The organism is Phenylobacterium sp., assembly GCF_041691455.1.
Lineage (GTDB): Bacteria > Pseudomonadota > Alphaproteobacteria > Caulobacterales > Caulobacteraceae > Phenylobacterium.
Genome location: NZ_JBEPUO010000023.1, coordinates 12,120 through 38,420 on the forward strand (window position 1 = coordinate 12,120; position 26,301 = coordinate 38,420).

Consider the following 26,301-nt stretch of genomic DNA (forward strand, 5'->3'; position numbering starts at 1 on the left):
GGGTTTCGCGGGGGCACGGACATGAAATTCATCGCTTTGGCGAGCGCGGTGGCAACCATCCTTCTCTTCGCTGGGCATGCGGTGGCCGCAGAGCCGACCGCCACGGCGCTGGCGGACCTGGTCAAGCCGCTGTTGATCCTGCCGGCCGACAGCGGTGGGGCGTGGGACGACCTGGAGGCCGACCGGGCCATACGCTGGGCCGCGGGCCCGACCATGCTCAATAAGCCCTCGCCGGACGGCAATTTCTTCGCTCGTCCCGGCCAGGCGACGCTGTCCGGCCGACCCGTCACCGTCGTGGCCTCCGGCGCGCGCTCGATGGTGTTCAGCGTCTATGTCCGCGACCCCGCGCCGCCGATGGATCCCGAGGCGCTGGTCGCCGGGCTGCGGCAGGCGGGCTTCGCGGTCACGCCGGCCCGTTGCCCCGTCGATCCGCGCGGGACCGCGCCCCGCCGCTGGTACCGCCTGGCGCTGGCGAAGAAGAAGGCGGCCTTTCTCTATGCAGGGCCGCTACAGTCTGGCGGCTCGGGCTATACCCTCTATCTGAACGACCTGCCGTCGATGACCCAGGCCGAGGCGGCGCTCTACACCGATAACTGCGCCGCCCGCCGCCGGGACCCGTGAGCGGCTAGGCGCTGAGCACGAGATTGTCGATCAACCGGGTGGTTCCAAGGCGCACGGCCATCGACGCCAGCGCCTGGCCCTGTACGGCCGCGAGTTCGCGCAGCGTCTGCGCGTCCGCCACGCTGACATAGTCGATCCGCATCTGGGGTTCGGCGGCGATGACCGCGCGCATCGCTTCACGCAGCGCCTCGGCGTCGCGCTCGCCGCCCGCGAAGCGGTCCCGCGCCGCGCTCAGCGCCCGATAGATCGCCGGCGCGGCGGCCCGCTGGTCGGGCGTCAGGTAGCTGTTGCGGCTGGACAGCGCCAGGCCGTCGGCCTCGCGCACGGTCGGCGCGACGATCACCTCGACGGGCAGGTCCAGGTCGCGGACCAGCTTCCGGATCACCACGCTCTGCTGGGCGTCCTTCTGGCCGAAGTAGGCCCGGGTCGGCTGGACGATGTTGAAGAGCTTGGCGACCACCGTGGCGACGCCCGCGAAGTGTCCGGGCCGCACGGCGCCTTCCAGGACCTCGGTGACCCCGCCGATCTCGATACGGGCGTCGAAGTCCGGCGGGTACATCTCCGCCGCGTCTGGGACAAACACCAGGTCGACGCCCTCGGCTTCCAACAGGCCAAGGTCGCGCGGCAGGTCGCGCGGATAGCGGCCGAGGTCCTCGTTGGGCCCGAACTGGGTCGGATTGACGAAGATGCTGACCGCGGTCGCGGCGCCCTCGGTCTTGGCGCGGCGCACCAGGCTGAGGTGGCCCTCGTGCAGGTAGCCCATGGTCGGGACGAGGCCGAGATCGCCCGCGCCCGCGCGCGCCGCCCGCATCTCGGCCACGGTGTGGATGACCTTCATGCCGGGCTGGGCCTAGGCCAGGGCGCGGGCGAGTTCGTCGGCGTCCATGCCGGCGCTCTGGGCGGCGGTGGGGAACCGTTCGCCCTCCACGTCGGCGGCATAGGCGCGGATCGCGGTCTCGATCGCCGCGCCGATCTCCGCATAGCGCCTGGCGTGGCGCGGCGAGCTTTCGAAGAGACCCAGGAGATCGTGCCAGACCTGCACCTGGCCGTCGCAGCCCGCCCCGGCGCCGATGCCGATGGTCGGGATCCGCAGCCGCTTGGAGACCGCCTCCGCGAGAGGCGCCGGCACCAGCTCGAGCACGACGGCGAAGGCCCCGGCCGCTTCGAGGGCGAGCGCGTCCTCCAGCAGGCGTTTGGCGCAGGCCGCCTCCTTCGCCTGGACGCGGACGCCCAGGGTGTGCTGCGACTGGGGCGTGAAGCCCAGGTGGCCCATTACCGGCACGCCGTGCTGCGTCAGGTGCTGGACGATCGGGACGACGTGCCGGCCGCCCTCGAGCTTGACCGCCTGGACCTGGGCCTCCTGCATCAGCCGCCGGGCCGTGGCGATGGCGTCATCCGGGCTGGCGTAGGTCAGGAAGGGCAGGTCGGCGACCACCAGGGCCTTTTCGGCGCCGCGGACGACCGCCGCGGAATGGCGGACCATATCGTCGAGGGTCACGGGCAGGGTCGAGTCATGGCCCTGTACAACCATGCCCAGCGAGTCGCCTACCAAAAGCATCGGTACGCCGGCCCGGTCGGCGATCCGCGCCGAGGGGTAGTCGTAGGCCGTGAGCATGGGGATCCGCCGTCCCGCCGCCTTCATCCGTCGAATATCGAGGAGGGTGGTCCGCATGGGATTACTCCGACACTGGTGCGCTTGCCGGGTCAGGCAAGGCTTTGAAATCCGGCCGGCGCCTTAGGTGGGGCCGCGGCCGGCGGTCCGCCAGGCGCTCCCCTGGGGGCCGGGCCGCTAGTCCTTGGCGCGCTCGTGGTAGGAGAAGTCCTCGGTCAGGACCACGACGCGGGTGCCCGCGGCGATATAGGGCGGCACCATGATGCGCGCGCCGTTCGACAGGGTCGCGGGCTTGTAGGACGAGGACGCGGTCTGGTTCTTCACCGCCGGTTCGGTGTCGGTGATCTCCAGCGTCAGGAGGCGCGGCAGCTCCAGCGCGATGGGCACGCCCTCGTGGGTCGAGAGCATCACGGTCATGCCGTCCTGCAGCCAGGCCGCGGCGTCGCCCACCACCTCGGGCGTACAGACCACCTGGTCGTAGTTCTCCGGGTTCATGAAGTGGAAGCCCTCGCCGTCCTGGTAGAGGAAGGTGAAATTGCGGTCGTCCACGAAGGCGCGCTCGACCTGCTCGGTGGTCCGCCAGCGCTCCGACACCTTCACCCCGTCGGAGATGCGGCGCATGTTCAGCTGGGTGACGGGGGTGCCCTTGCCGGGGTGGATGTTCTCGGCGGTCAGCACGACGTAGAGCTTGCCCTCCATGTCGACGACGGCCCCCTTGCGGAGCGAGCTGGCGGCTACTTTCAAAGTCGATATTCCTCGATGACGGCGGCCGCGCTGTGAGCCCGCGCGATTCCGCTGATGAATTTCTCGTCGCGCCCCTATAGCGATTGGCGGCGAAATCGCCAGCCCCCCACCGGTCGCATCCTTGCCCGAACTTCAGCCCTCGCCCTGGTGGTCCCCCGACCGGCATGCCGACCGCCGGCCGTTCCTGATCGCCCGCAACCGGATCACGACCGCCGTCCGCGCCTGGTTCGAGGCCCGCGACTTCGTCGAGGTCGAGACGCCGGCCCTGCAGGTCTCGCCCGGCAACGAGGCCCATCTGCACGCCTTCGCCACGGAGGCGATCGGGCCTGGCGGCGGGCGCTCTCCGCTCTATCTGCGCACCTCGCCGGAGTTCGCCGCCAAGAAGCTGCTGGCGGCCGGCGAGATCCGGACCTTCGAACTGGCCCGTGTGTGGCGCAACCGCGAGCGCGGGCCGCTGCACCACCCGGAGTTCACGCTCCTGGAATGGTATCGCGTCGGCGAGACCTACGAGACCTTGATGGCCGACTGCGCCGGCCTGCTGGCGGTCGCCGCCGAGGCGGCGGGGACGGATGTGCTCAGCTTCCGGGGCCTGAGCATCGATCCGCTGGCCGACCCGCAGCGCCTGACCCTCGCCGAGGCCTTCGATCGCTTCGCGAAGATCGACCTGCTGGCGACCGTCGAGGCCGATGGCGCAACCGACCGCGACGCCCTGGCGGCGGCCGCGGCGGGCATCGCCGTCCGGGTCGCCCCCGACGACACCTGGGCCGACGTCTTCAGCCGGGTGCTGGTGGAGAAGATCGAGCCGCGGCTCGGCCGCGAGCGCGCGACGATCCTCTGCGACTACCCGGTCAGCGAGGCCGCCTTGGCCCGGCCCAAGGCCGCCGATCCCCGCGTCGCCGAGCGCTTCGAGCTCTATGCCTGCGGCGTGGAGCTCGCCAACTGCTTCGGCGAGCTCACCGATCCGGCCGAACAGCGCCGCCGCTTCGAGATCGAGATGGCCGAGAAGACCCGCGTCTACGGCGAACGCTATCCGGTCGATGAGGATTTCCTGACCGCGCTCGCCCGCATGCCGGACGCCAGCGGCGGGGCGCTGGGCCTCGATCGCCTGGTCATGCTAGCCGCCGGCGCGAGCCACATCGAGCAGGTGCTCTGGGCGCCGGTCGCCGAGGCGCCCTGACGCCTCGCGTTGCCGCCGAACGCCCGTTGCGCCATACCGCCAGCCGCATGACCCTCGCCAAGACCCTCCGCCACCCCACGGCCCTGGCCGACGCCGGCCTGGTGGCGCCCGACCGGCTGCCGGCGCTGGAGCGGGTCGCGGCGCAGTATGCGGTGGCGATCACGCCGGCCATGGCCGAGCTGATCGACGCGGCCGATCCCGGCGATCCCATCGCCCGCCAGTTCGTGCCCACCGAGGCCGAGCTGCACGCCCTGCCGGCGGAATCCGCCGATCCGGTGGGCGACTTCGCCCATTCGCCGGTCGAAGGCGTCGTCCACCGCTATCCCGACCGCTGCCTGCTGAAGGTCAACCACGCCTGCGCGGTCTACTGCCGGTTCTGCTTCCGCCGCGAGATGGTGGGCCCGGAGGGCCTGCGCCCGCTGTCGCCGGCCGCGCTGGACGCCGCCATGGCCTATATCGCCGCGCGGCCGGACATCTGGGAGGTGATCGTCACCGGCGGCGATCCCCTCATCCTGTCGCCGCGCCGGCTTCGCGACCTCATGCGGCGGCTGGGCGGAATCGAGCACGTGAAGGTGGTGCGCTTCCACACCCGCGTCCCCGCCGTCGATCCGGGCGCGATCACCGACGAACTGGTCGCCGCCCTCGGCGCGCCCGGCAAGGCGGTCTATGTCGCGCTCCACGCCAACCACGCCCGCGAGCTGACGCTCGCCGCCCGGGCGGCCTGCGCGAAGATCGTCGACGCCGGCATCCCCATGCTGGGCCAGACCGTGCTGCTGGCCGGCGTCAACGACGACCCGGAGACGCTCACCGCCCTGATGCGGGCGCTCGTGGAGACCCGCATCAAACCCTACTACCTGCACCACGCTGACCTGGCGCCCGGCACGTCCCACCTGCGGACCACCATCGGCGAAGGCCAGGCGTTGATGCGGGCGATGCGCGGAACGGTCTCCGGCCTCTGCCAGCCCACCTACATCCTCGACATCCCCGGCGGCCACGGGAAGGTCCCGGTGGGTCCCGACTACCTCGCCGAGGGCCTGGTCGAGGACCCGTCCGGACGCAGCCACCTCTATCCGCCCCCACGGTCCGCAGGCGAGGCCGACTGATGGCCTGGACCGGACGCTACGACGAGGCCGAGCCGCAGCGGGTCAACAAATGGCTGGGCCAGAGCGGGGTCTGCTCGCGCCGCGAGGCGGAAGGCTTCATCGAACGCGGCCTGATCTCCATCGACGGCGAGACGGTCACCGACACCGGCCGCAAGATCCTGCCGGGCCAGACACTGACGCTCGCCGACGGCGCCGGCCCCGCCGCGCTGAGCGTCGTCCTGCACAAGCCGATGGGTATTGTCTCCGCCCAGCCGGAGCCGGGCCAGACGCCCGCCGTGCGCCTGCTCACCCGCGCCGCCCTGATCGGCGAGAGCGCCACGATCCCCGACCGCGACACCCGCCTGGCGCCGCTCGGCCGCTTGGACATGGACAGCCGCGGTCTCTTGCTGCTGTCCGACGACGGGGTGCTGGCGAAGGCGATCATCGGGCCGGAGTCCGACCTTGAGAAGGAATATCTGGTCCGGGTCACCGGCAAGATCACCCCGGAAAAGATCGCCCGCCTCTGTCATGGTCTGACTATGGACGGCCGCGCGCTGAAACCGGCCAAGGTCAGCGTGGTCGAGGGCCAACAGCTCCGCTTCGTCCTGAAGGAAGGCCGCAACCGCCAGATACGGCGGATGTGCGAGCTGGTCGGCATGCACGTCATGGACCTGGTCCGCATCCGCATCGGCAGCCTCCAGCTCGGCGATCTGGCCGAAGGCAGGTGGCGGGTGCTGACGGCGGGCGAGCGCGCCGCCCTGATCGGCGGCTAGCCGCCCCTCGCTAGGCCTGGGGCAGGATCAACTGGAAGACCGCCCCGTGCGGCGCGGCGGGGCGATGCTCCAGCCGCCCGCCGTGGCCGAGCGCGATCTGCCGCGCCAGGGTCAGGCCGATCCCCGACCCTCCCGCCTTGGTGGTGAAGAATGGCACGAAAACGCCCTCCGGATCGTCCAGCGGCAGGCCCGGCCCGTTGTCGGCGACCGTGAAGGCGACCTGGTCCTCTTCCAGCGTGCAGGTCAGCCTCACCTTGCCGCCCGGCTGGCCGCGCACGGCGTCGGCGGCGTTCTTCAGCAGGTTGATCACCGCTTGTTCCAGGAGGTCCGCGTCGGCGTCCACGGTCAGCCACGACGGCTGGACCATGCTGGAATAGGCGATGGCGTCCTCGCCGATCATCGCGGCGGCCAGCCGGTCGAGCCCGCGCACCAGGTCGGCCACATTGGTCTTCGCCTTCACCGCGCTCGGCGCGTCGGTCAGGCGGCGGTAGCGCTCCACGAAGTGCATCAGGCCGTGGCTGCGCCGGGCGATCACCTCGGCGGCCTCGATGACCTCCGTCTCCGTCGCCGAGCTGTGCGGTTCGGCCAGCCGCGTGGCGATGCTTTCGGAGAGCGAGCAGATCGGCGTCAGCGAGTTCATCATCTCGTGGGCCAGCACCCGCACCAGGTCCTGCCAGGCCTTGATCTCCACCGCGTCCAGGTCACCGGAGAGGCTCTGCAGCGCGATCAGCCGCCGGGCCCCGCCGGCCGCGGCGAAACCCGAGACCGTGGCCAGCATGGCCCGCTGGTCGGCCAGGCGCACGATCTCCCGCGCGCCGGTCGGCAGGTCGAGCAGCCGCTGGGCGGTGTCCGCGCCCAGCGCCGGGATCGCCGCGATGGGCCCTATGCCCGCGGCCAGGCCCACCCGCGCCGCGCGGTTCACCGCCGTGACGGCGCCCTTGTCGTCGACGACCAGCAGGGCGGCGCTGACGGTGTCGGCCAGGGCTTCCAGGAAATCCGTGCGCTGTTGCCGCTCGGCCCGGGTCACGGCCAGCCGGTCGAGCGCGCCGTGGATCGCCGCGCCCAGCGCGCGCAGGCCCACCGGCGTGGTCGGGCGCTCGTACCCCTCGGCGGTCAGCCCATCGACGAACTGGGCCAGGGTCCGGTCCGCCGACCAGGTGCTGCGCATCAGGTCGAGGATCACCAGGACCAGCATGCCGAGCAACACCAGGCCGGTCGCGTAGAGCCGCCGCTCGCCGGCGATCAGCACGCCGAACGCCAGGACGCTGATGGTGATCGCCCGCAGGCCGGCGCCGAGCGCGAATCCCGCCGCGCCGGAGAAGGGCCTAGAGGCCATGGCGCTCCATCCTGCGGTAGAGCGCCGGCCGGGTCAGGCCCAGGGCCGCCGCGGCATGGCTGACGTTGCCCTCGTAGACGCTGAGCGCGCGGACGATCGCCCTGCGCTCCATCTCGTCGAGGTTCAGGGCGGCGCCTGAGGCCCGCCGCTCCGCGGTGAGGGCGGCGGCCGCGCGCATCGTCTCGGCCAGCGCCTCGTTCCGCCAGGGTTTCAGTACGAAATCGGCGGCGCCGCGCTTGAGCGCCTGCACGGCGAGCGCGACCCCGCCGTAGGTGGTCATCAGCACCACCGCGAGCGCCGGATCGGCCGCCTGCAGCTGCGCCAGGCCATCGAGTCCCGCAGCGCCATCGCGTTCGCCCGCCGCGAAATTCATGTCCAGCAGCACCGCGTCGTAGAGGTGCGCCCGCTCGGCCAGGCCTTCCGGGATGAGCGCCGTGTCGATCCGTGGGCACTCGCGTCCCAAGGCGGCGGCGGCGGCCTTGAGCACGTCGGGGTCGTCGTCGACGATGAGGAAGGCGCTCGGCACGGCGCGAATCTACGGCCTTGCTTGCGCCGGGGCAAAGGCCGTCCCGTCAGGCCGGCGCGATGGGCCGGCCGCAACTGTCCGTTTCCGGACAGCCCGCCAGGCCGCCACGGCGAAACCATCCTCTAAGCTGTTGAAGTAACGGGGTTTCCGAGAAACCGAACTTCAAGCGACACTGTTATTCATGAGCGCAGTGATGGACAGAGTGATCGAACGGCCGATGTGGCGGCGGCGCCGCACCTTGCTGGTCGCCGGCGCCTTGGCCGCCGTCCTGTCCACTGCCGGTCTAGGCGCGGCGGTGCTGAGCGGGACCAAGTCCAGCGTTCGCGTGCCTGCCCAGAACGTGACGCTGGGAACCGTCGAGCGCGGGGTCTTCCATGACCTCGTCGTCCTGCGCGCCACCGCCCAGCCCAAGGACGTCATCTACCTCGACGCGCTTGAGGGCGGGCAGGTGCAGGAGGTGCTGGCCCAGGCCGGCGACTTGGTCGCCGTGGGCCAGCCTCTGCTGCGCTTCCGCAACACCGAGCTGGAGCTGGAGGTCCTCGACCGCGAGGGCCGGCTCGTGGAATCGATCACCCAACTGCAGACCTATGAGAAGCAGCTCGAGGACACCCGGGTGGCCAATGAGAAGGCCGCCGCCCAGATCGCCTACGACATCACCCGGCTGCAGCGCACCGCCGAACGGCGCGACGCCCTGGCGGCCAAGGGCTACGTCAGCCGCGACCTCTACGACCAGGTCCACGACGAGCTCGACCATAACCGCAAGCTCCTGCCGCTGCAGACCACCTCGAACGCCGAGCAGGACGCACTGCGCCGCCGGCAGATTCCGCAGATCCGCAGCGAACTCGCAACCTTGCAGGAAAGTCTGAAGGTCACCCGCGGCAAGCTGGACAGCCTGGTGGTCCGTGCGCCCGTGGCCGGGCGGCTGACCGACATGGACATCAAGCCGGGCGAGATCCGCAATCGTGGTCAGCGCCTGGGCCAGATCGTCGCCGATACGGGCTTCAAGCTGCAGGCCCAGATCGACGAATACTACCTGGAGCGCGTGCGGGCCGGACAGACCGGGGCCGTGACCATCGATGGCCACGAGGTCCCGGTGAAGATCACCCGCGTCGACCCCCAGGTGAAGAATGCGACCTTCCAGGTGGATCTCGCCTTCGAAGGCGCCATGCCGCGCGGCCTTCTCCCCGGCCAAGCACTGGAGGGCCGGTTGACGCTAGGTGGCGATCGGCCGGCCCTCATTTTGCCCGCCGGGCCCTTCCTGGAGCGCACCGGCGGCGATTGGGTGATGGTGGCCGACGGCGGTGGAAGTCATGCCGACCGGCGCAGGGTCAAGATCGGCCGCCGCAGCGCCGATCAGGTCGAGGTGCTGGGCGGTCTCGCGCCTGGCGAACGGGTGATCACTTCGGACTACGCGGCCTTCGAGAAGGTCGATCGCGTCAATTTGGCGAAGAAGAAATAGGGGGCACGGATGCTCAAACTCACCAACGTCAGCAAGGTCTACCGCACCGCCGAGGTCGAGACCTTGGCCCTGAACGACATCTCCATGGAGGTGAGGGGCGGGGAGTTCGTCGCCGTCATGGGCCCGTCCGGTTGCGGCAAGTCGACCCTGCTCAATACCCTGGGCCTGCTCGACACGCCGACCAGCGGCAGTTTCGAATTCTTCGGCCAGGAGGTCGCCCGGCGCTCCGAACGCGAGCTCACCGCGTTGCGCTGCGAGCGGATCGGCTTCGTGTTCCAGAGCTTCAACCTGATCGACGACCTCAGCGTGGCCGAGAACGTCGAGGTGGCGCTGCTCTACCGCAAGGTCCCGTCCGCCGAGCGCCGCCGGCGGGTCGCCGAGGCGCTGGAGACGGTCGGCATGGGCCACCGGGCCAAGCACCGCCCGCAACAGCTCTCCGGCGGTCAGCAGCAGCGCGTCGCCGTCGCCCGCGCCCTGGTCTCCAGCCCCAGCCTGATCCTCGCCGACGAACCGACCGGCAACCTCGACACGGTCAACGGCGAGGCGGTGATGGGCATGCTTACGGCCGCCGCGGACGCCGGCGTCACCGTGGTGATGGTCACCCACTCCCTGGCCCACGCCGCCGCCGCCCAGCGCACCATCAAGCTGCTGGACGGCCGCGTGGTCTCCGAAACCCTGCTTGCGGCCTGAGAAGGGACGATCCGATGTTCGGCAACTATCTCGCGGCCGCGCTCCGCAATCTGCAGCGCAACGGCGTCTATGCCGCCCTTACCGTGGCGGGCCTGGCGATCGGCTTCGCCTCGGCGATCCTGATCGGCCTCTATCTGCGCCACGAGCTGACCTACGACCGGTTCATTCCGGGGCACGAGCGCGTCTACCTGCTGAGCCAGGCCATCGTCCCGCACGACAAGCCGAAGATGGAGCTGGACTATACGTCCGGACGGCTGGCCGAGGATCTGAAGCTCGACTTTCCGCAAATCCAATATGTCGCCCGGATCAGCAACTCCGGCTTCCCGCCCGTCATCCGGCGCGGCAATCTCAGCGTCAGCGAACAGGCCTTCGCCTGCGCCGATCCGGACTTCTTCAAGGTCATGCCCATGCCGGCCGTCGCCGGCGATCCGGCGACCGCCCTGGAAGCCTCCGACGCTGTGGTGCTGACCCGCTCCGCGGCGCGGAAATTCTTCGGCCAGGATGCGCCGCTGGGCGGCCAGCTGCTGATCGATGGCCGTCCGGTTCGGGTCGCTGCGGTGATTGAGGACCTGCCGACCAACAGCCACCTGGCCTACGAGCTTTTCACCTCATCAAAGGCCCCGGACTCGATCCTCACCAATCTCTACGCCGCCGGCTACTCCTCGAACTCCAACCTGACCTACGTCCGGCTGAAGCCCGGCGCCTCCGCCGCCGCGATGGACGCCGGGCTGGCCTCCTTCATCGAGCGGCGCCTGCTGCCGGCCGCCCGCGCGCAGAACCCCGACCAGAAGATCGACAGCTATACGATGCGCTTGAAGCCGCTGACCTCGATCCATCTGCAGCCGGCCGACGGCGGTGATCCCAAGCCCGGCGCCGACGTGAAGGTGCTCGCGGGGATCGGCATTATCGGAGTGCTGATCGTGGTCGTGGCGGCGATCAACTTCGTGACCCTCATGACCGCCCGCGCCTCGCGCCGGGCTACCGAGGTGGGCGTGCGCAAGGCGCTCGGCGCCCAGCGCAAGGACCTGGTCATCCAGTTCATGGGCGAGGCGATGATCTATGTCGCCATCGCGCTCGTCCTGGCGGTCGCCTTGGCGGAGTTGCTGCTGCCGGCCGTCAGCGCGGCCCTGCAGCGAAAGATCGCCTTCAACTATCTCTCGGACCCGCAACTGCTCGCGGTGATGATCGGCGTCACCCTGACGACCGCGCTTCTGGCGGGCCTCTACCCGGCATTTGTCCTGTCCTCATTCCGCCCGTCATCCGTCCTCAAGGGTGGGCCGATCGCGGCCTCGGGCGGCGGCGGGGTGCGCCAGGCCCTGGTGGTGGCGCAGTTCGCCGTGCTGATCGCACTGCTGCTAAGCGCGCTCACCATCTACCGCCAGACGACATTCGCCCTGAAGGACGCTACCCACACCAACAAGGACGGGGTGGTGATGCTGTTCGCCTCGCCGTGCACCAACGCCTTGCGCGACGCCGTCCGCGCCGTGCCGGGCGTCACGGGCGCGGCCTGTTCATCGCCGGCCGCGGTCGCCCTGTCCTTCTCGAACGACATGAGCTTCGCAAACGGCCACAAGGCGATGCTCAACTACGCGCCGATCGATTTCGGCTTCTTCCAGGTCTACGGCATCCATTCGGTCGCGGGCCGCCTGCCGAACGAGTCCCGGCCTGGCGACGATGGCGGCCGCCTCGGGGACACGCCGCCGCCGATCGTGCTGAACGAGACCGCGGTGCGGGAACTGGGGTTCAAGTCGCCGCAAGACGCGATCGGCCATCTGGTGACCTGGCACTACAATCCGCACATCAACATGTCGAACCTGGTGGTGGTGCCGCCGGCCCGGGCGTCCGAAGTCATTGGCGTGGTGCCCGACTTCACCTTCGCCTCGATCCGCCAGAAGGTGATCGCCAGCTTCTATTTCGTCGGCCCCAAGACCGATATGTTCAGTTCGGTCGCGCTGAACATCAAACTCGATCCCGCGCACCCCGCCGAAACCCTGAAACGCGTCGACAAGGTGTGGGAGAGGATCAGCCACGGCCAGCCCCTGCAGCAGTATTTCGCCGACCAGTTCCTGCTCAGGCTCTACATCGACAACGTCATCCAGGGCGGGTTCATCGCCGTCTGCGCGCTGATCGCGGTGTCGATCGCCTGCCTCGGCCTCTTCGCGCTCTCGGCCTACACCGCCGAGCGGCGGACCAAGGAGATCGGCATCCGCAAGGCCATGGGCGCGAAATCGTCGGACATCCTGCGGCTGTTGCTCTGGCAGTTCGCCCAGCCGGTGCTCTGGGCCAACCTGCTGGCCCTGCCGCTGGCCTGGCTGGCCATGGACTACTGGCTGAAGGGCTTCGCCTATCATGTCGACCTGGCGCCCTGGACCTTCGCCGCGGCGGCCGGGGCCGGCGTGGTCATCGCCTGGTCGACGGTGTTCTTCCACGCCCTGCGTGTCGCCCGCGCGCGGCCGGTGAGCGCCCTGCGCTACGAGTGATCGGCCGGGGCGTGATCGGAGAGCGTGATGAACAGCTCGCTCTCGATCGCCCACTGGCCGGTGACCTTGCGCCAGGCCGCCATATAGGCCCCGGCCATGCCGCCGGCGGTCCAGCGGCCGGTCTCGGCGGCGCGGTCGCCGGCCTGGTCGAGCTCCACGCTGTCCGGCGTGCGCACATAGGCGACGAAGCCCGGCTCACGGAACTGGGCGGCGAAGGCCTCGACGATGGCCTCCGCGCCGAGGATCAGCCCGCCGTCGCCGGCGATCAGCCTCGCGTCGGGGACGAAGAACGGCCGCAGCCGCGCGGCCTGGCGTTCGGCGATCAGCCGGTTGGTCAGCCGACGCCGCGCCCGGATGGCGTCGTCCGGAGCCGTCACGGCGCGGCTCAGGCCGGGTCGGCCGCCAGGCGCTTGTCGAGATAGGCGCCCACCCGGCTTTCGACGTCCGGCAGGTTCTCCATCCAGAAGTGGCTCGCGCCCTCGACCACGTCGTAGTCGATGACGATGCCCTTCTGGGTGCGCAGCTTGGAGACCACGCGCTCCACCTCGATCGGCGGGACGACCGTGTCGTTGCCGCCATGCAGGATCAGGCCGGAGGCCGGGCAGGGGGCCAGGAACGAGAAGTCGTAGGCGTTGGTCGGCGGCGAGACCGAGATGAAGCCGTCGGTCTCCGGGCGGCGCATCAGCAGCTGCATGCCGACCCAGGCGCCGAAGGAATAGCCGGCGACCCAGCACTGCGACGCGGCCGGGTTGGTGGACTGCAGCCAGTCCAGCGCGGTGGCCGCATCGGCCAGCTCGCCGATCCCGCTGTCGAACTCGCCCTGGCTGCGGCCGACACCGCGGAAGTTGAACCGCAGAACCGAGAAGCCGCGCTTCATGAACAGGTGGAACAGCTGCACGGTGACCGGATTGTTCATCTGGCCGCCCGCCTTGGGGTGCGGGTGCAGGATCAGCGCGACGGGGGCCGTCTCGCTCTTGCCCTGCGAATAGCGGCCTTCGATGCGCCCGGCGGCGCCGGTCAGAACCACTTCTGGCATACGAACCCTTTCAGCTCGGGCGCGCCATCTCGGCCGCCCGGAATACTTGACTACTGCGCTGGGTCTTCCTAAGTCGCAACGCAACGGCAAGGACCCGGATCGCGCAAGGCGGCGGCTAATAACATAGCGTCGCTGCGAAACGCGAGAAAACTGCACTGGACCGCATCACATGCGTCTCTCCACCAAAGGCAGATACGCCGTCATGGCCATGGCGGATCTCGCGCGGCGCGACTGCGAGCCGACCCGCGCCGTGGCGCTGGCCGAGATCGCCGCACGCCAGGAGATATCGCTTTCCTACCTCGAACAGCTCTTCGCGCGCCTGCGCCGCAAGGGCCTGGTGCAGAGCGCCCGCGGCCCCGGCGGCGGCTACAGGTTGGCCCGCACCGCCGCCGAAACCTCCATCGCCGAGATTGTCCTGGCCGTGGACGAGCCCCTGCGCGCCACCCGCTGCGCCGCCCAGGGCAAGGGCTGCATGCTGAAGGGCGAGCGCTGCCTGACCCACGACCTCTGGGAGGACCTCGGCCACCGGATCGAGGACTACCTGGCTTCGGTCAGCCTCGCCGACGTGGTCTCGGGCCGCCTTGGGGGAAGCCGGAAGGCCGCATGACGTCGTCTGTCTACCTCGACTACAACGCCACCGCCCCGGTCCGCCCCGAGGCCCGCGACGCCATGGTCCATGCGCTGGAGATCGGCGGCAATCCGTCCTCCATCCATGCCGCCGGCCGTGCGGCCCGCGCGCTCGTCGAGCAGGCTAGGGAAGAGGTCGCGGCCCTGATCGCGGCGCCCGCCTCAACTGTGATCTTCACCAGCGGCGGCACCGAAGCCAATGCGCTGGCCCTCGAAAGCGCCGTCGCCGCCGGCGCGCGGCGCCTGATTGTCTCGGCCATCGAACACGACAGCATCCAGGAAACCGCCCGGGTGCTGGGCGTCGAGGTCGAGGTCCTGCCGGTCACCGCCGACGGCCGCGCCGACCTCGCCTGGCTGCAGACGCGGCTTGCGGCCTGGGACCCGGCGGACGGCAGGCCCTTCGTCACCCTGATGCTGGCCAACAACGAGACCGGCGTCATCCAGCCCGTCCATGAGGCCTCGGAGATCGTGCGCGCCGCCGACGGCTGGCTGCACGTCGACGCCATCCAGGCGGCCGGCAAGGTCATCGTCGACAGTCGCGCGCTCGGCGCCGACACCCTGTCGATCTCCGCCCACAAGCTGGGCGGCCCCCAGGGCGTCGGCGCCCTGACCTTCGGCCCGCGAGCCACGCTCTCTCGCCGCCAGCACGGCGGGGGCCAGGAACGCGGCCGCCGCGGCGGCACCGAGAACGTACCCGGTATCGCCGCCTTCGGCGCCGCGGCGGCTGAGGCCATGAAAGGGCTCGACGAATTCCAAGGCCGGGCGATCTGGCGCGACGCCGCCGCCGCGCGCCTGAAGGCCGCCGGCGGCGTGGTCATGGGCGAAGCCGCGCCCCGCCTCGCCAACACCCTTTGCATCGCCACGCCCGGCTTCGCCTCCGACCTGCAGGTCATGGGCCTCGACCTGGCCCAGGTGATGATCAGCGCCGGCTCGGCCTGCTCGTCCGGCAAGGTCAAGGCCTCTCCGGTCCTGGCGGCCATGGGACAGGGCGACCTCTCCGGCTGCGCGATCCGCGTCAGCGGCGGCTGGAACACCATCGAGGCCGACTGGGACCGCTTCGTCGAAGCCTGGCTCGCCGCCCACGGGCGCCACGCCGCGCGCCGCCAACCTGCCGTCGCCGGAGCGTAGAGTATGGCCGCCGTCCGTCAGACCGTCGAACACGTCGAGAGTCTCGAAAAGTACAAGCACGGCTTCGTCACCGACATCGAGCAGGACTTCGCGCCCAAGGGCCTGAACGCCGACATCGTCCGCTTCATCTCGGCCAAGAAGAACGAGCCGGAGTGGATGCTGGCCTGGCGCCTGGACGCCTTCGAGCGGTGGCTGGCGATGGACGAGCCGAGCTGGGCGAAAGTCAACTTCCCGCGGATCGACTACCAGGACAGCTACTACTACGCCGCGCCCAAGGAGAAGGTGGGCCTGAAGAGCCTCGACGAGGTCGATCCCGACATCCTGGAGACCTACAAGAAGCTCGGCATCCCGCTTCGGGAACAGGAAGTTCTGGCCGGCGTCGTGGGGGCCCCGCGCTACGCCGTGGACGCGGTCTTCGACAGCGTCAGCGTGGTCACCACCTTCAAGAAGGAACTGGCTGCCGTAGGCGTGATCTTCTGCTCGATGAGCGAGGCGATCCGCGAGCATCCCGAACTGGTCCAGAAGTACCTGGGCTCGGTCGTACCGGTCAGCGACAACTACTTCGCCTGCCTGAACGCCGCGGTCTTCTCCGACGGCAGCTTCGTCTACGTGCCGCCGGGCGTCCGCTGCCCGATGGAGCTCTCGACCTATTTCCGGATCAACGCCGAGAACTCCGGCCAGTTCGAGCGCACCCTGATCATCGCTGATGAAGGCGCCTATGTCTCGTACCTCGAGGGCTGCACCGCCCCGATGCGCGACGAGAACCAGCTGCACGCCGCCGTGGTCGAGCTGGTCACCCTGGACGACGCCGAGATCAAATATTCCACCGTCCAGAACTGGTATCCGGGCGATCCGGAAACCGGCAAGGGCGGCATCTACAACTTCGTCACCAAGCGCGCCGACTGCCGCGGCGACCGCTCGAAGGTCTCCTGGACCCAGGTCGAGACCGGCTCGTCGATCACCTGGAAGTATCCGTCCTGCATCCTTCGGGGGAATGGCTCCTCTGGCGAGTTCTATTCGATTGCCATCACCAACGGTCGCCAGCAGGCCGACACCGGCACCAAGATGATCCACCTGGGGAAGGACACCCGCTCGCGGATCATCTCCAAGGGGATCAGCGCGGGGAAGTCGTCCAACACCTACCGCGGCCTGGTCTCGGCCCACCCGAAGGCCACGGGCGCGCGCAACTTCACCCAGTGCGACTCCTTGCTGATCGGCAAGCAGTGCGCGGCCCACACCGTGCCCTACGTCGAGGCCCGCAACGGCCACGCGAAGTTCGAGCACGAGGCCACGACCACCCGGCTCTCCGAAGATCAGCTGTTCTACGTGATGCAGCGCGGGCTTTCGCAGGAAGAGGCCGTGCAGCTCTTGGTCAACGGCTTCGTCAAGGAGGTGCTTCAGGAGTTGCCCATGGAGTTCGCCGTCGAGGCCCAGAAACTGGTGGCCATTTCTCTGGAAGGGAGCGTCGGATGACCTCGCAGATGAAGAAGGACGAGACGATCGCGCTCTCGCTGCGCCATGCCTTCGAGATCGAGCAGGCGCGCCGCGACGCCGACCGCGCCGCCCGCGCCGAGGCCGAGCGCCTCCAACAGGAGGAGGACCTCAGCCGCGCGGGCCAGCTCTACGACGCGCTGATCGGCGATCCGGACTTCCTCGCCGCCCACAAGCTCACCGTCGACTGGCGGCGCTACACCGTTCTGCTGGAGAGCGCCGATTTCCGCATCCGCGCCTACTTCGAAGCCGGCCAGGCGACGGTCAGCGTGGGCGACAAGCGCAACGTCGCCGTCTCCGCCACGCCTGCGCCCCTGAAAAGCGAACAGGCCGACAGCGTCGCCGACGCCCTGCGCGTCGTGGCCCAGTTCCTCGCCGACGAGATCCATTGATGCTGAAGGTCGAAAACCTGCACGCCGAGGTCGACGGCAAGGAAATCCTCAAAGGGCTCTCCCTGGAGATTCCGGCCGGCCAGGTGCACGCCATCATGGGCCCCAACGGAGCCGGCAAGTCGACGCTGTCCTACGTGCTGACCGGCCGTAGCGGCTATCAGGTCACGCAAGGCTCCGCGACGCTCGACGGCGAGGATCTGCTGGCGCTGGCGCCCGACGAGCGGGCCGCGCGCGGCGTCTTCCTGTCGTTCCAGTATCCGCTGGAGATCCCCGGCGTCCCGGCCCTGACCTTCATCCGCACCGCGCTCAACGCCCAGCGGCGGGCCCGCGGCGAGGCCGAGATCACCGCGCCGGAGTTCCTCAAGCTGGCGCGCGCCAAGTCCGCCGAGCTGAAGATCGACTTCGACATGCTGAAGCGGGCGCTCAACGTCGGGTTCTCCGGCGGCGAGAAGAAGCGGATGGAAATCCTTCAAATGGCGATGCTTTCGCCGCGGTTCCTCATCCTCGATGAGACCGACAGCGGGCTCGACATCGACGCGCTTAGGATCGTCTCCGACGGGGTCAATGCGCTCCGCAGCCGCGAGCGCGGCATGCTGGTGATCACCCACTACCAGCGGCTGCTGGACTACATAAAACCCGACCGCGTCCATGTGCTGGCCGGCGGGCGGATCGTCGCCTCCGGCGGGCCGGAACTGGCCCACGAGCTCGAGCGCGACGGCTACGAGCGCTACGAGAAGGCCGCTTGAGCCTCGCCGCCGCCATACGCGACCGCGACGTCGCCGAACTGCCCGGCAAGCGCGACGAGGACTGGCGCTGGACGGACCTGCGCGGCCTGATCCGCAAGTTGCCGGCGCCCTCGGAGCCGTTCGGGGGTGACCCCGGCGAGGGCCCGTTCGACGCGCTCGCCAAGGATAGCCGGCTGATCGTCAACGGCCGCGGCGCGGACCCCATCGAGATCGCCCGCGGCTCGACGGCGACTGTCGCGGCCCGGTTCGTCTCGCGCGGCGCCGGCGTCCACGTGGCGCGGCTGAAAGTCATCGTCGGCCCCGACGCGACGCTGCGCCTTTTCGAAAGCTACGAGAGCGACGGCGGGTCGGTCTCACAGGCCGTGCTGACCCTCACGCTCGGCAAGGGCGCGAGCGTCGAGCGCGTGGTGCTGGCGCAGGACGACGCCGAGGCGATCTCCATCAGCCAGGCGGAGGTGATCCTCGCGCCCCGGGCCAGGTTCGCTCAGACGGTGATCGCCTCGGGCGCCCGCCGGCAGCGGCTGGAGACCCGGGTGCAGCATCCCGGCGGCCACGCCGAGCTGCGCCTCGACGGGGTCTACCTCCTGGCCGGCAAGCGCCACTCCGACCAGACCACGGTCGTCACCCACGAAAGCGCCGACGGGGCCACCGTCCAGCTCACCAAAGGGGTCGTCCGCGACCAGGCGCGCGGCATCTTCCAAGGCCGCATCGTTGTCGAGCGGGGCGCTGACCGCACCGACGCGCGCATGGGCCACCACGCCCTGATCCTCTCCGACCGCGCCGAGGTGGACGCCAAGCCCGAGCTGGAAATCTACGCCGATGACGTGGCCTGCGCGCACGGCAATACGGTCGGCGCGCTGGATGAGGACGCGCTCTTCTACGCCCGCCAGCGCGGCATGTCCGAGACGGAAGCCCGCGCCCTGCTCACCGAGGCCTTCATCGGCGAGGTGATCGACCGCATCGAGCACGAGGCCGCCCGCGACCTGGTGCGCGCCTGGGCGGCGGAAAGGCTGAGGCGCTGACGCATGGCCTTCGACGCCGAAGCGATCCGCGCCGAATTCCCGATCCTGCAGCGGCGGGTGAACGGCAAGCCGCTGGTCTATCTGGACAGCGCTGCCTCCGCCCAGAAGCCGCGCGCGGTGATACAGGCCATGACCCACGCCATGGAGCACAGCTACGCCAATGTGCACCGCGGCCTGCACACGCTCGCCAACGAAACCACCGAGGCCTACGAGGCCGCCCGCAAGTCCGTGGCGCGCTTCATCGGCGCGGAGCCGTCCGAAATCGTCTTCACCAAGGGCGGCACCGAGGCGATCAACCTGGTGGCCGCGGGCCTCGGCGCGAGCCTGAAGGCCGGCGACGAGATCCTGCTCTCCGAGATGGAGCACCACGCCAACATCGTGCCCTGGCACTTCCTGCGCGAGCGGCAGGGCGTGGTCCTGAAGTTCGTGCCGGTCACCGACGACGGCCGCCTGGACCTCGAGGCCTTCAAGGAACTGCTCGGCGAGCGCACCAGGGTCGTGGGGCTGACCCACATGTCGAACGTGCTGGGCACGGTGAACCCGGTGGCCGATCTGATCCGGCTGGCGCACGAGGCCGGCGCCTTGGTGCTGCTCGACGGCTGCCAGGCCATCGTCCACCAGCCCGTCGACGTGAAGGCGCTGGACGTCGATTTCTACGTCTTCTCCGGCCACAAGCTCTATGGCCCGACCGGCATCGGCGCCCTCTACGGCAAGGCCGAGCGGCTGGCCGCCCTGCCGCCCTACCAGGGCGGGGGCGAGATGATCGGGACGGTCACCCTGGAGGCCATCAGCTACGCGGACCCGCCGCACCGCTTCGAGGCCGGCACGCCGCCGATCCTGGAGGCGATCGGCCTGGGCGCGGCCATCGACTGGCTCTCGGGCCTCGACCGCATCGCCATCGCCGAGCACGAACAGGCCCTCTACGACCATGTCCGCCAGCGCCTCAACGGGGCCAACTGGCTGCGCGTACTGGGCGAGGCGCCGGGGAAGGGCGCGATCCTCAGCTTCACCGTCGATGGCGCCCACGCCCACGACGTGGCCCAGATCCTCGACAAGTACGGGGTGGCGGTCCGCGCCGGGACCCACTGCGCGGAACCCCTGATGCGGCGGTTCGGCGTGACGTCGAGCGCGCGCGCCTCATTCGCCCTATATAACACCCACGAGGAGGCCGACGCCTTCGTGGACGCATTGACCAAGACCCAAGCCTTTTTCGCTTAGCATGGCTTTCTTCGCGTAAGATGACCCCGATGGATGACGCCTCCAGCCTCGACGCCAAGACCACAGCGCCCCTGTCGCAGGGGGAGCTCGACGTGCTGACCGACAAGCTGATCGACCAGCTGAAGACGGTCTACGACCCGGAGATCCCGGTCGACATCTACGAGCTCGGCCTGATCTACAAGGTCGACGTGTCGGACGATAAGGACGTGGTCATCGACATGACCCTGACCGCGCCCGGCTGTCCGGTGGCGGGCGAGATGCCCGGCTGGGTGGAAGACGCCATCAGGCAGATTCCCGAGATCCGCTCCTGCAAGGTCGAGCTGGTGTTCGAGCCGCCCTGGGATCCCTCGCGGATGTCCGACGAGGCCAAGCTGCAACTGAACATGTTCTAATGGACCTGAACCTCACAACCCAGCCCCGCGTGCGGCGCGAACGGCCCAAGGTGGTCACGCTCAGCGAGGCCGCGGCCGAGCGCGTTCGCGAGATCATGGGCAAGGCCGAGAAGCCCTATGCGGGCCTGCGCGTGGGCGTGAAGAACGGCGGCTGCGCGGGCCAGGAATATGTCCTGGAGTACGCCGAGGCGGCCGGGCCGCTCGACGAGGTCGTCGAGGACAAGGGCGTCACCATCCTGGTCGAGCCCAAGGCGGTGCTGTTCCTGGTCGGTACGGTGATCGACTATGACGTCAGCCGGCTCGCGGCCAAGTTCGTGTTCCGCAATCCCAACGAGACCGACGCCTGCGGCTGCGGCGAGAGCGTCACCATCGAGCCCGCCAAGCCCGACTAGGCCCGCCGGGCGCTCCGCACCGTCTCCACGCCGAGGGCCGCGGCGGCTAGGATCAGCGGCAGGATGTAGTAGGCAAGCCGGTAGCCAAGGAAGGCGGCGGCGAGCGCCGCGGGCTCGACGCCCGGCAACAGCGCCGCCATCGCACTCTCGAACACCCCGGCGCCGCCCGGCACCGAGGAGATCAGGCCGACGATGCAGGCCACCGCATAGGCGCCCACGAAGGTCACATAGCTCGGGCCGCCGGCCGGCAGCAGGATCCACAGGATCGCCGCGGCGATGCCGTTGTCGACGACGCCGAGCACCAGCTGTGAAAGCGCGTCGCGCAGGCTGGGCAGGGTGACGCTGCGCCCGAACCCGGTGATCGGCCTTCTCCGGACGGCGCAGAGGGTCACATAGCCGGCCGCGCCCGCCAGCAGCGTCCATCCGAGCGCCCTGGCCACCGCAGGCGGGATAGCCGTGCGGGCGAGCTCGGCGTGCGAGGCGAGCAACAGCCCGCCGCCGGACAGCGCCGCCAGCCCCACCCCGAACGAGAAGGCCGCGAAGAGCGTCGTGCCGGCGACCTGGGTCAGGCTCACGCCGTAGCGGTCGTAGAAGCGCGCCCGGATCGCCCCGGAGATCAACAGGTTCGCGCCGATGGCGTGGGCGATGGCGTTGGCCAGGAAGGAGCCGACCTGGGTCGCGCCCAGCGGCACGCGCGCGCCGGTCCAGCGCAGGCCGACCCATTCGATGGCCCCCATCAGGGCGAAGCTCACCGCGGAGAGCACCACCGACAGCAGGATCGCCTGAAGACCCCAGCCGGCCATCGACGCGCGGACGGCGGCGAAGCTCAGGTGGTGGAATTCCCCCCAGAGCACCCAGACCGCGGCGACCAGCATGATCGGCGGCACGATATGCAGGGCCGTGCGAACCATCCCCGCCAGTCGGCGGCGCGGCGGAGACAGGGCCTCGGCGAGCTCGACCTCGACGGGCTCTGGCGGGGCGGAGCGGGGCGCGTCGCGGGCGGTCACGGGGGTGCAGTCTCGGTTGAGTCGGCCGGGTGAGTCCGGGCGCTGAGAGAGGGCGTCGCCGGCGAACCGGTTCCCCTACATATGGGAACCGATAGCCACGGCGCAGGTTCTTCGCAGACAGGCTCTAGCAAGGGAGAACGCACGCCATGGCCCGCGAAGACTGGCAAGACCGCGAGGAGGAGCGCCGCAGGGCGAACCTGGCCGGGCGCGAGGACTTCGGCCAGGCCGACTATTCCGAAGACTACGCCTACGATCCGCGCCGCCGCACGGGCTACCGCGCAGAGCAGGACACCCGGCCGCCGGGCGGCGACAGCGGCCCGGCCGACTATTCGAGCGACCATGTCTATGACGCCGAAAGCCGCCGCGCCTATCGCCGCTATTTCGAGGGCGATCAAGACGCGGGCCGGCGCTTCGTCGGAGACCGCGGTCGGCCTTCCGCCCCGCCTCGGTCCTGGATGGATCGGGCCGGCGATTTCTTCTCCGGCAACCCGCGGGCGGCCAGCCTGGATCCGCAGCCGCGCCGCCGTGGCCCGTCCGACCGCGTGCTCTGGGCGGTGATCGTCGAGCGGCTGGAGGACGAGCGAAGCCTCGATCTGCGCGGCCTGGAGGTGATCGTGGAGGATGCCGAGGTCACGCTCAACGGCTCGGTCCGCCACAAGGCCGATAAGCGGCGCATCGAGGACGTGGCCGACATCGACGGCGTCCGGCACGTCCAGAACAACCTGCGCGTTCACGACCGCGGCCACTGGACATTCTTCTAGGCGCGCGATGAGCAAGCCGATCACCATCGTCATCCCCCACCAGCTTGGCCGGCCGGAGGCGCGGCGGCGTATCGAAGAGGGCTTTGCCGACCTCTCTCGACATTTGGGCGGTTCGGTCGGCGCCCTGGACAAGCACTGGGAGGGCGATCGGCTGAGCTTTTCGCTCACCTCGCTTGGCCAATCGATCTCCGGTTATGTGGCGGTGGCCGACGCCCTGGTGACGGTCGAGGTGCTGCTGCCGGGCTTCCTGGCGATGATCGCGGGCAAGGTGCAGGGCACGTTGCAAAAGGAGGGTCAGCTGCTGCTCGCCCGGAAATAGCGGGCAACCTAAGCCTCACCTTGGGGGTTTTCGTCCTGACACAGCCGAGAGGATAACCCGATGCCCCGCAAGCAGACCGAAGATGAGGCCCGCCGCGCGTTCACGCACGGGTCCGGGGGCGCCAACGCCGACATGGCGGTGGAAGCCGCGCCCGTCCACGAGGACCGCCACATCGAAACGCCGCACCACCGCGAGGTGGAGCCGCTGAAGCACGACGAGAAGCACGACCACATGGCCGCCAAGGAGAAATGCTCCGAGGACCGCCAGGAGGCGCTGCTCGACGAAGCCCTGGAAGAGACCTTCCCGGGCAGCGACCCGATCAGTCCGAAACACATCACCTGACCTGAAGGCGGCCCCGTCTGCTCGACGGGGCCGCCGGTCATGCTAAGCAGGCGCGGTGAAGCTGCCGCCGCCCCGCATCGACCTCAGAGGCCTGACGGCCGTAAAGCTCGGCGTCCGCCGGTTCAGCCTTGAGGATCCCTACTATCTGATCCTGGCCATGCGTTGGCCGACCTTCCTGATCTCGGTCCTGCTGGTGTTCCTGCTGGCGAACCTGGTCTTCGCCACGCTGTTCTGGCTGGCGCCGGGCTCCGTCAACAGCGCGCGGCCGGGGGACTTCGGCGACGCTTTTTTCTTCAGCGTGGAGACCCTGGCCACGGTCGGCTACGGCGTCATGACGCCGGCCACGCTCTATGGCCACCTTGTGGTGACCGGCGAGATCTTCATCGGCATGTTCCTGACGGCGCTGGCGACCGGCGCCTTCTTCGCCCGCTTCGCGCGTCCCTCGGCGCGGCTGGTGTTCAGCGACTTCGCCGTGGTCGCGCCCTACGAGGGCCGCCAGGCCCTGATGGTGCGGGTCGCAAGCCGCCGGATGCAGGGCATAAGCGAGGCCACCGCGCGCATCAGCTATCTGCGCGACGAGCCGGTCGGCCACAGCCGCTTCCGCCGGTTCACGGAGCTCAAGTTGGTCCGCAGCAATATCCCTGTGCTCAGCCTCACCTGGACCCTCATCCACCTGATCGACGAGGAAAGCCCGCTGTTCGGCATGACCGACGCGCGGATGGAGGCGGAGGCGCCGACCTTGATGGTCTCGATCGCCGGCTTCGACGAGGCGATCTCGTCCACGATCAACGACCGCAAGAGCTATCGGCGCGAGGATCTGCGCTTCGGCCACGTCTTCACGGACATCCTGCGCGACCTGCCCGGCGGCTTCATCGAGCTCGACATCACCCGTATCCACGAGACCGTTCCGGCCCCCGGTGGGATTGATCAGGAGGCCGCGGTCAGGGCCTCGTAGGCTTCCTGGGCGGCCAGCCACTCGGCCTCGGCGGCTTCCATCGTCGCCTGGGCGGCGTCGCGCCGGCGCCCGAGATCGGCGGCCTTGGCCGGATCCTTGGCGAAGGTGGCGGGGTCGGTCAGGCGGGCGTCGATCTCTGTCAGTGCGGCTGTGGCTCGCGCCAGGGCCGCCTCGGCCGCCTCGGCCCGGCGTCGCGCGGTTCCGGTCGGGACTTTCACCCTTGGCGCGGGGGGCGGGGGAGGCGGCGGCGCCTTGAGCGGTTCCTCGGCCACCTGGCTCGGCGCACGCGCGGCGACCCGGGCGCGGTCGAGGACGAACTTGGCATAGTCCTCCATGTCGCCATCGAAGGGCTCGATTCCGCCGTCGGCGGCCAGCCAGAGCCGGTCGGCGACCAGTTCCATCAGCGACCGGTCGTGGGTGATCAGGATCACCGCCCCCTCGTAGTCGTTGAGCGCGTCCAGGAGGGCGCGGCGGCTGTCGATATCCAGGTGGTTGGTCGGCTCGTCGAGGATCAGCAGGTGCGGCGCTTCCATGGCCACCATGTTGAGCAGCAGACGCGCGCGCTCGCCGCCGGAGAGATTGGCGACGGTCGTCTCGACCTTGTCGTAGCCCAGGCCGAACTGGGCGAGCTTCGAGCGGCGTTGCGCCTCCGAAGACCCTGGCATTGCCCGGCGGATGATCTCCAGCGGGGTGTCGGTCGGATCCATCGCCTCGATCTGGTGCTGGTGGAACCAGCCGACCTTCAGGCGCGAGGACCGCAGCAGGGTGCCCGACTCCACGTCCAGCGCGCCGGCCACCAGCTTGGCGAAGGTCGATTTGCCGGCGCCGTTGACGCCCAGCAGGCCGATGCGGTCGTCGATATCCAGCCGCAGGTTGAGCTTCCGCAGGATCGGGGCTCCGCCGTAGCCGACATCGGCGCCCTCCAGCCGGATCAGCGGCGGCGGCAACGGCCGCTCGGGAGAGGGCAGCGAGAAGGGGGCGACGCGGTCCTCGATGATGTTGGAGACCGGCGGCAGCTTGGCGATCATCTTCAGGCGCGACTGGGCCTGGGTGGCCTTCGAGGCCTTGGCCCGGAAGCGGTCGACGAACGACTGCATGTGGGCCCGCTTGGCCTCGATCTTCACCCGCATGGCTTCCTGCAGGCGCAGCTTTTCGGTCACCTGCAGCTCGAAGCTGTCGTAGCCGCCGGCATAGAGGTCGAGCTTGCCGTCCTTCAGATGCAGGATGTGGTCGACGGAGTTGTTCAGCAGCTCGCGGTCGTGGCTGATCACCATGGCGGTGTGCGGGTATTTCTTCAGCCGCGCCTCCAGCCAGAGCGCGCCTTCCAGGTCGAGGTAGTTGGTCGGCTCGTCGAGCAGCAGCAGGTCGGGCGCTGCGAACAGCGAGGCGGCCAGCGCCACCCGCATCCGCCAGCCGCCGGAGAACTCGGCCATCGGCCGCGCCAGGTCGGCGTTGGAGAAGCCCAGGCCGGCCAGGATTTCGGCGGCCCGGCTGGGCGCGCGGTCGGCGTCGATCTCGATCAGCCGGGCGTAGATCTCGCCCATGTGCTCCGGCTCGGCGGTCTCCAGGTCGGCCAGCAGGGTCGCGCGCTCGACGTCGGCCGCCAGCACGGTCTCCAGCAGGGGCACGGGCGTCGCCGGGTGCTCCTGGTCCACCGAGCCGATGCGCGCGGCGCGCGGCAGGCCGATCTCGCCCGAGCCCAGTACGAGCTGGTTCAGGATCAGCTTGAAGAGGGTCGACTTGCCGACGCCGTTGCGGCCGACAAGGCCGACCTTGGCGTCCTTCGGCAGGCTGACGGTCGCCTGGTCGAAGAACCGGCGGCCCCAGGCGTCGAATACGAGGTCTTTGATCTGCAACATCGGAGGAATCGCGAAACGGGGCGCGGACCAGCGTTTCGCCGGACCTGCGGAGAAAGGGAAAGGTCAGGGATGAAAAGCCGCGCCGCCGCCTGACCGGGCGCGTCCATAGCAGAC

At 69.7% G+C, this 26,301-nt stretch carries 29 protein-coding genes; 20 read left to right on the forward strand and 9 right to left on the reverse strand.

Going from position 1 to position 26,301, the window contains the following annotated elements; all coding sequences use genetic code 11:
- Positions 1-21: 21 nt before the first annotated feature.
- Positions 22-621: a hypothetical protein gene (locus ACESMY_RS18775; RefSeq protein WP_372786144.1), complete on the forward strand. Its 600-nt coding sequence runs from the start codon at positions 22-24 to the stop codon at positions 619-621.
- 4 nt (positions 622-625) lie between these two features.
- Here ACESMY_RS18775 and panC read toward each other — a convergent pair whose 3' ends face one another.
- The 3 genes from panC to efp form a co-directional block, all read right to left on the reverse strand.
- On the reverse strand, positions 626-1,459 hold the full coding sequence (panC, locus tag ACESMY_RS18780) for a pantoate--beta-alanine ligase (protein WP_372786145.1): 834 nt from the start codon (positions 1,457-1,459) through the stop codon (positions 626-628).
- A 12-nt stretch (positions 1,460-1,471) separates the two neighbouring features.
- Positions 1,472-2,293 (reverse strand): 3-methyl-2-oxobutanoate hydroxymethyltransferase, encoded by an 822-nt coding sequence (panB, locus tag ACESMY_RS18785; protein ID WP_372786146.1) that lies wholly within the window; start codon positions 2,291-2,293, stop codon positions 1,472-1,474.
- Between the two features lie 117 nt (positions 2,294-2,410).
- Positions 2,411-2,977: an elongation factor P gene (gene efp, locus ACESMY_RS18790; RefSeq protein ID WP_372786147.1), complete on the reverse strand. Its 567-nt coding sequence runs from the start codon at positions 2,975-2,977 to the stop codon at positions 2,411-2,413.
- 121 nt (positions 2,978-3,098) lie between these two features.
- On the opposite strand from efp, the gene epmA reads away from it, so the two are divergent.
- The 3 genes from epmA to ACESMY_RS18805 are packed head-to-tail and all read left to right on the forward strand — an operon-like array spanning position 3,099 to position 6,009.
- On the forward strand, positions 3,099-4,154 hold the full coding sequence (epmA, locus tag ACESMY_RS18795; RefSeq protein ID WP_372786148.1) for an EF-P lysine aminoacylase EpmA: 1,056 nt from the start codon (positions 3,099-3,101) through the stop codon (positions 4,152-4,154).
- 47 nt (positions 4,155-4,201) lie between these two features.
- Positions 4,202-5,257: a lysine-2,3-aminomutase-like protein gene (locus ACESMY_RS18800; RefSeq protein WP_372786190.1), complete on the forward strand. Its 1,056-nt coding sequence runs from the start codon at positions 4,202-4,204 to the stop codon at positions 5,255-5,257.
- Positions 5,257-6,009 carry a pseudouridine synthase gene (locus ACESMY_RS18805; RefSeq protein WP_372786149.1) on the forward strand — a complete coding sequence of 251 codons (753 nt, stop codon included), beginning with the start codon at positions 5,257-5,259 and terminating at the stop codon, positions 6,007-6,009. The genes ACESMY_RS18800 and ACESMY_RS18805 overlap by 1 nt, the downstream gene beginning before the upstream one ends.
- 10 nt (positions 6,010-6,019) lie before the next feature.
- Here ACESMY_RS18805 and ACESMY_RS18810 read toward each other — a convergent pair whose 3' ends face one another.
- Together ACESMY_RS18810 and ACESMY_RS18815 are read right to left on the reverse strand one after the other, a co-directional pair.
- Complete coding sequence (locus ACESMY_RS18810; RefSeq protein ID WP_372786150.1) at positions 6,020-7,345, reverse strand: PAS domain-containing sensor histidine kinase; 1,326 nt, start codon at positions 7,343-7,345, stop codon at positions 6,020-6,022.
- Complete coding sequence (locus ACESMY_RS18815) at positions 7,335-7,871, reverse strand: response regulator (protein WP_372786151.1); 537 nt, start codon at positions 7,869-7,871, stop codon at positions 7,335-7,337. Before ACESMY_RS18815 ends, ACESMY_RS18810 begins: the two co-directional genes overlap by 11 nt.
- Before the next feature lie 193 nt (positions 7,872-8,064).
- Here ACESMY_RS18815 and ACESMY_RS18820 point away from each other — a divergent pair, with 193 nt between their 5' ends.
- Genes ACESMY_RS18820 through ACESMY_RS18830 form a run of 3 tightly spaced genes read left to right on the forward strand, consistent with a single transcriptional unit; the run spans position 8,065 to position 12,500 of the window.
- Positions 8,065-9,330 carry an efflux RND transporter periplasmic adaptor subunit gene (locus tag ACESMY_RS18820; protein WP_372786152.1) on the forward strand — a complete coding sequence of 422 codons (1,266 nt, stop codon included), beginning with the start codon at positions 8,065-8,067 and terminating at the stop codon, positions 9,328-9,330.
- A 9-nt stretch (positions 9,331-9,339) separates the two neighbouring features.
- Positions 9,340-10,020, forward strand: a complete 681-nt coding sequence (locus ACESMY_RS18825; protein WP_372786153.1) for an ABC transporter ATP-binding protein — start codon at positions 9,340-9,342, stop codon at positions 10,018-10,020.
- Between the two features lie 14 nt (positions 10,021-10,034).
- A complete protein-coding gene (locus tag ACESMY_RS18830; RefSeq protein WP_372786154.1) occupies positions 10,035-12,500 on the forward strand; it encodes an FtsX-like permease family protein in 2,466 nt (821 codons plus the stop codon).
- On the opposite strand, the gene ACESMY_RS18835 is transcribed toward ACESMY_RS18830, so the two are convergent.
- Both ACESMY_RS18835 and ACESMY_RS18840 read right to left on the reverse strand, forming a co-directional pair.
- Positions 12,491-12,877 (reverse strand): DUF4440 domain-containing protein, encoded by a 387-nt coding sequence (locus ACESMY_RS18835; protein WP_372786155.1) that lies wholly within the window; start codon positions 12,875-12,877, stop codon positions 12,491-12,493. The genes ACESMY_RS18830 and ACESMY_RS18835 overlap by 10 nt on opposite strands.
- Positions 12,878-12,885: 8 nt before the next feature.
- Entirely contained in the window at positions 12,886-13,536 is a 651-nt protein-coding gene (locus ACESMY_RS18840; RefSeq protein WP_372786156.1) for an alpha/beta hydrolase, read from the reverse strand.
- 169 nt (positions 13,537-13,705) lie between these two features.
- Here ACESMY_RS18840 and ACESMY_RS18845 point away from each other — a divergent pair, with 169 nt between their 5' ends.
- From ACESMY_RS18845 to ACESMY_RS18885, 9 genes are read left to right on the forward strand one after another with little or no spacing between them, the layout of a single operon-like run.
- Positions 13,706-14,143 (forward strand): Rrf2 family transcriptional regulator, encoded by a 438-nt coding sequence (locus ACESMY_RS18845; protein ID WP_372786157.1) that lies wholly within the window; start codon positions 13,706-13,708, stop codon positions 14,141-14,143.
- Entirely contained in the window at positions 14,140-15,291 is a 1,152-nt protein-coding gene (locus tag ACESMY_RS18850) for a cysteine desulfurase family protein (RefSeq protein WP_372786158.1), read from the forward strand. Before ACESMY_RS18845 ends, ACESMY_RS18850 begins: the two co-directional genes overlap by 4 nt.
- 3 nt (positions 15,292-15,294) lie before the next feature.
- The gene (sufB, locus tag ACESMY_RS18855; RefSeq protein ID WP_372786159.1) at positions 15,295-16,764 is read left to right on the forward strand and encodes a Fe-S cluster assembly protein SufB; all 1,470 of its coding nucleotides are present in this window, start codon (positions 15,295-15,297) and stop codon (positions 16,762-16,764) included.
- The gene (locus tag ACESMY_RS18860) at positions 16,761-17,174 is read left to right on the forward strand and encodes a hypothetical protein (RefSeq protein ID WP_372786160.1); all 414 of its coding nucleotides are present in this window, start codon (positions 16,761-16,763) and stop codon (positions 17,172-17,174) included. The genes sufB and ACESMY_RS18860 overlap by 4 nt, the downstream gene beginning before the upstream one ends.
- Complete coding sequence (gene sufC, locus ACESMY_RS18865; RefSeq protein WP_372786161.1) at positions 17,174-17,920, forward strand: Fe-S cluster assembly ATPase SufC; 747 nt, start codon at positions 17,174-17,176, stop codon at positions 17,918-17,920. Before ACESMY_RS18860 ends, sufC begins: the two co-directional genes overlap by 1 nt.
- The gene (gene sufD, locus ACESMY_RS18870; RefSeq protein ID WP_372786162.1) at positions 17,917-18,942 is read left to right on the forward strand and encodes a Fe-S cluster assembly protein SufD; all 1,026 of its coding nucleotides are present in this window, start codon (positions 17,917-17,919) and stop codon (positions 18,940-18,942) included. The genes sufC and sufD overlap by 4 nt, the downstream gene beginning before the upstream one ends.
- 3 nt (positions 18,943-18,945) lie before the next feature.
- Complete coding sequence (locus ACESMY_RS18875; RefSeq protein WP_372786163.1) at positions 18,946-20,160, forward strand: aminotransferase class V-fold PLP-dependent enzyme; 1,215 nt, start codon at positions 18,946-18,948, stop codon at positions 20,158-20,160.
- A gap of 29 nt (positions 20,161-20,189) precedes the next feature.
- A complete protein-coding gene (locus tag ACESMY_RS18880) occupies positions 20,190-20,552 on the forward strand; it encodes an SUF system Fe-S cluster assembly protein (protein ID WP_372786164.1) in 363 nt (120 codons plus the stop codon).
- Positions 20,552-20,944 (forward strand): HesB/IscA family protein, encoded by a 393-nt coding sequence (locus ACESMY_RS18885; protein WP_372786165.1) that lies wholly within the window; start codon positions 20,552-20,554, stop codon positions 20,942-20,944. The genes ACESMY_RS18880 and ACESMY_RS18885 overlap by 1 nt, the downstream gene beginning before the upstream one ends.
- Here the strand turns inward: ACESMY_RS18885 and ACESMY_RS18890 are convergent.
- Positions 20,941-21,951 carry a lysylphosphatidylglycerol synthase domain-containing protein gene (locus ACESMY_RS18890; protein ID WP_372786166.1) on the reverse strand — a complete coding sequence of 337 codons (1,011 nt, stop codon included), beginning with the start codon at positions 21,949-21,951 and terminating at the stop codon, positions 20,941-20,943. The genes ACESMY_RS18885 and ACESMY_RS18890 overlap by 4 nt on opposite strands.
- 146 nt (positions 21,952-22,097) lie before the next feature.
- Between ACESMY_RS18890 and ACESMY_RS18895 the strand changes: the two genes are divergently transcribed.
- The 4 genes from ACESMY_RS18895 to ACESMY_RS18910 are packed head-to-tail and all read left to right on the forward strand — an operon-like array spanning position 22,098 to position 24,328.
- The gene (locus tag ACESMY_RS18895) at positions 22,098-22,712 is read left to right on the forward strand and encodes a BON domain-containing protein (RefSeq protein WP_372786167.1); all 615 of its coding nucleotides are present in this window, start codon (positions 22,098-22,100) and stop codon (positions 22,710-22,712) included.
- Between the two features lie 7 nt (positions 22,713-22,719).
- Positions 22,720-23,031 (forward strand): polyhydroxyalkanoic acid system family protein, encoded by a 312-nt coding sequence (locus ACESMY_RS18900; RefSeq protein WP_372786168.1) that lies wholly within the window; start codon positions 22,720-22,722, stop codon positions 23,029-23,031.
- Positions 23,032-23,091: 60 nt separating this feature from the next.
- Positions 23,092-23,373 carry a hypothetical protein gene (locus tag ACESMY_RS18905; protein ID WP_372786169.1) on the forward strand — a complete coding sequence of 94 codons (282 nt, stop codon included), beginning with the start codon at positions 23,092-23,094 and terminating at the stop codon, positions 23,371-23,373.
- 55 nt (positions 23,374-23,428) lie between these two features.
- Complete coding sequence (locus ACESMY_RS18910) at positions 23,429-24,328, forward strand: ion channel (protein WP_372786170.1); 900 nt, start codon at positions 23,429-23,431, stop codon at positions 24,326-24,328.
- On the opposite strand, the gene ACESMY_RS18915 is transcribed toward ACESMY_RS18910, so the two are convergent.
- The gene (locus ACESMY_RS18915) at positions 24,301-26,187 is read right to left on the reverse strand and encodes an ABC-F family ATP-binding cassette domain-containing protein (protein WP_372786171.1); all 1,887 of its coding nucleotides are present in this window, start codon (positions 26,185-26,187) and stop codon (positions 24,301-24,303) included. The genes ACESMY_RS18910 and ACESMY_RS18915 overlap by 28 nt on opposite strands.
- Positions 26,188-26,301 lie beyond the last annotated feature (114 nt).

Coding starts and splice junctions, on each gene's coding strand:
- ACESMY_RS18805 (WP_372786149.1), top strand. CDS start 5,257: ATGGCCTGGACCGGACGCTACGACGAGGCCGAGCCGCAGCGGGTCAAC.
- ACESMY_RS18830 (WP_372786154.1), top strand. CDS start 10,035: ATGTTCGGCAACTATCTCGCGGCCGCGCTCCGCAATCTGCAGCGCAAC.
- panB (WP_372786146.1), bottom strand. CDS start 2,293: ATGCGGACCACCCTCCTCGATATTCGACGGATGAAGGCGGCGGGACGG.
- ACESMY_RS18880 (WP_372786164.1), top strand. CDS start 20,190: ATGGATGACGCCTCCAGCCTCGACGCCAAGACCACAGCGCCCCTGTCG.
- ACESMY_RS18810 (WP_372786150.1), bottom strand. CDS start 7,345: ATGGCCTCTAGGCCCTTCTCCGGCGCGGCGGGATTCGCGCTCGGCGCC.
- ACESMY_RS18885 (WP_372786165.1), top strand. CDS start 20,552: ATGGACCTGAACCTCACAACCCAGCCCCGCGTGCGGCGCGAACGGCCC.
- ACESMY_RS18820 (WP_372786152.1), top strand. CDS start 8,065: ATGGACAGAGTGATCGAACGGCCGATGTGGCGGCGGCGCCGCACCTTG.
- ACESMY_RS18905 (WP_372786169.1), top strand. CDS start 23,092: ATGCCCCGCAAGCAGACCGAAGATGAGGCCCGCCGCGCGTTCACGCAC.
- ACESMY_RS18800 (WP_372786190.1), top strand. CDS start 4,202: ATGACCCTCGCCAAGACCCTCCGCCACCCCACGGCCCTGGCCGACGCC.
- ACESMY_RS18875 (WP_372786163.1), top strand. CDS start 18,946: ATGGCCTTCGACGCCGAAGCGATCCGCGCCGAATTCCCGATCCTGCAG.
- ACESMY_RS18915 (WP_372786171.1), bottom strand. CDS start 26,187: ATGTTGCAGATCAAAGACCTCGTATTCGACGCCTGGGGCCGCCGGTTC.
- ACESMY_RS18850 (WP_372786158.1), top strand. CDS start 14,140: ATGACGTCGTCTGTCTACCTCGACTACAACGCCACCGCCCCGGTCCGC.
- ACESMY_RS18845 (WP_372786157.1), top strand. CDS start 13,706: ATGCGTCTCTCCACCAAAGGCAGATACGCCGTCATGGCCATGGCGGAT.
- ACESMY_RS18775 (WP_372786144.1), top strand. CDS start 22: ATGAAATTCATCGCTTTGGCGAGCGCGGTGGCAACCATCCTTCTCTTC.
- sufC (WP_372786161.1), top strand. CDS start 17,174: ATGCTGAAGGTCGAAAACCTGCACGCCGAGGTCGACGGCAAGGAAATC.
- ACESMY_RS18840 (WP_372786156.1), bottom strand. CDS start 13,536: ATGCCAGAAGTGGTTCTGACCGGCGCCGCCGGGCGCATCGAAGGCCGC.
- ACESMY_RS18860 (WP_372786160.1), top strand. CDS start 16,761: ATGACCTCGCAGATGAAGAAGGACGAGACGATCGCGCTCTCGCTGCGC.
- sufB (WP_372786159.1), top strand. CDS start 15,295: ATGGCCGCCGTCCGTCAGACCGTCGAACACGTCGAGAGTCTCGAAAAG.
- ACESMY_RS18900 (WP_372786168.1), top strand. CDS start 22,720: ATGAGCAAGCCGATCACCATCGTCATCCCCCACCAGCTTGGCCGGCCG.
- ACESMY_RS18825 (WP_372786153.1), top strand. CDS start 9,340: ATGCTCAAACTCACCAACGTCAGCAAGGTCTACCGCACCGCCGAGGTC.
- ACESMY_RS18895 (WP_372786167.1), top strand. CDS start 22,098: ATGGCCCGCGAAGACTGGCAAGACCGCGAGGAGGAGCGCCGCAGGGCG.
- panC (WP_372786145.1), bottom strand. CDS start 1,459: ATGAAGGTCATCCACACCGTGGCCGAGATGCGGGCGGCGCGCGCGGGC.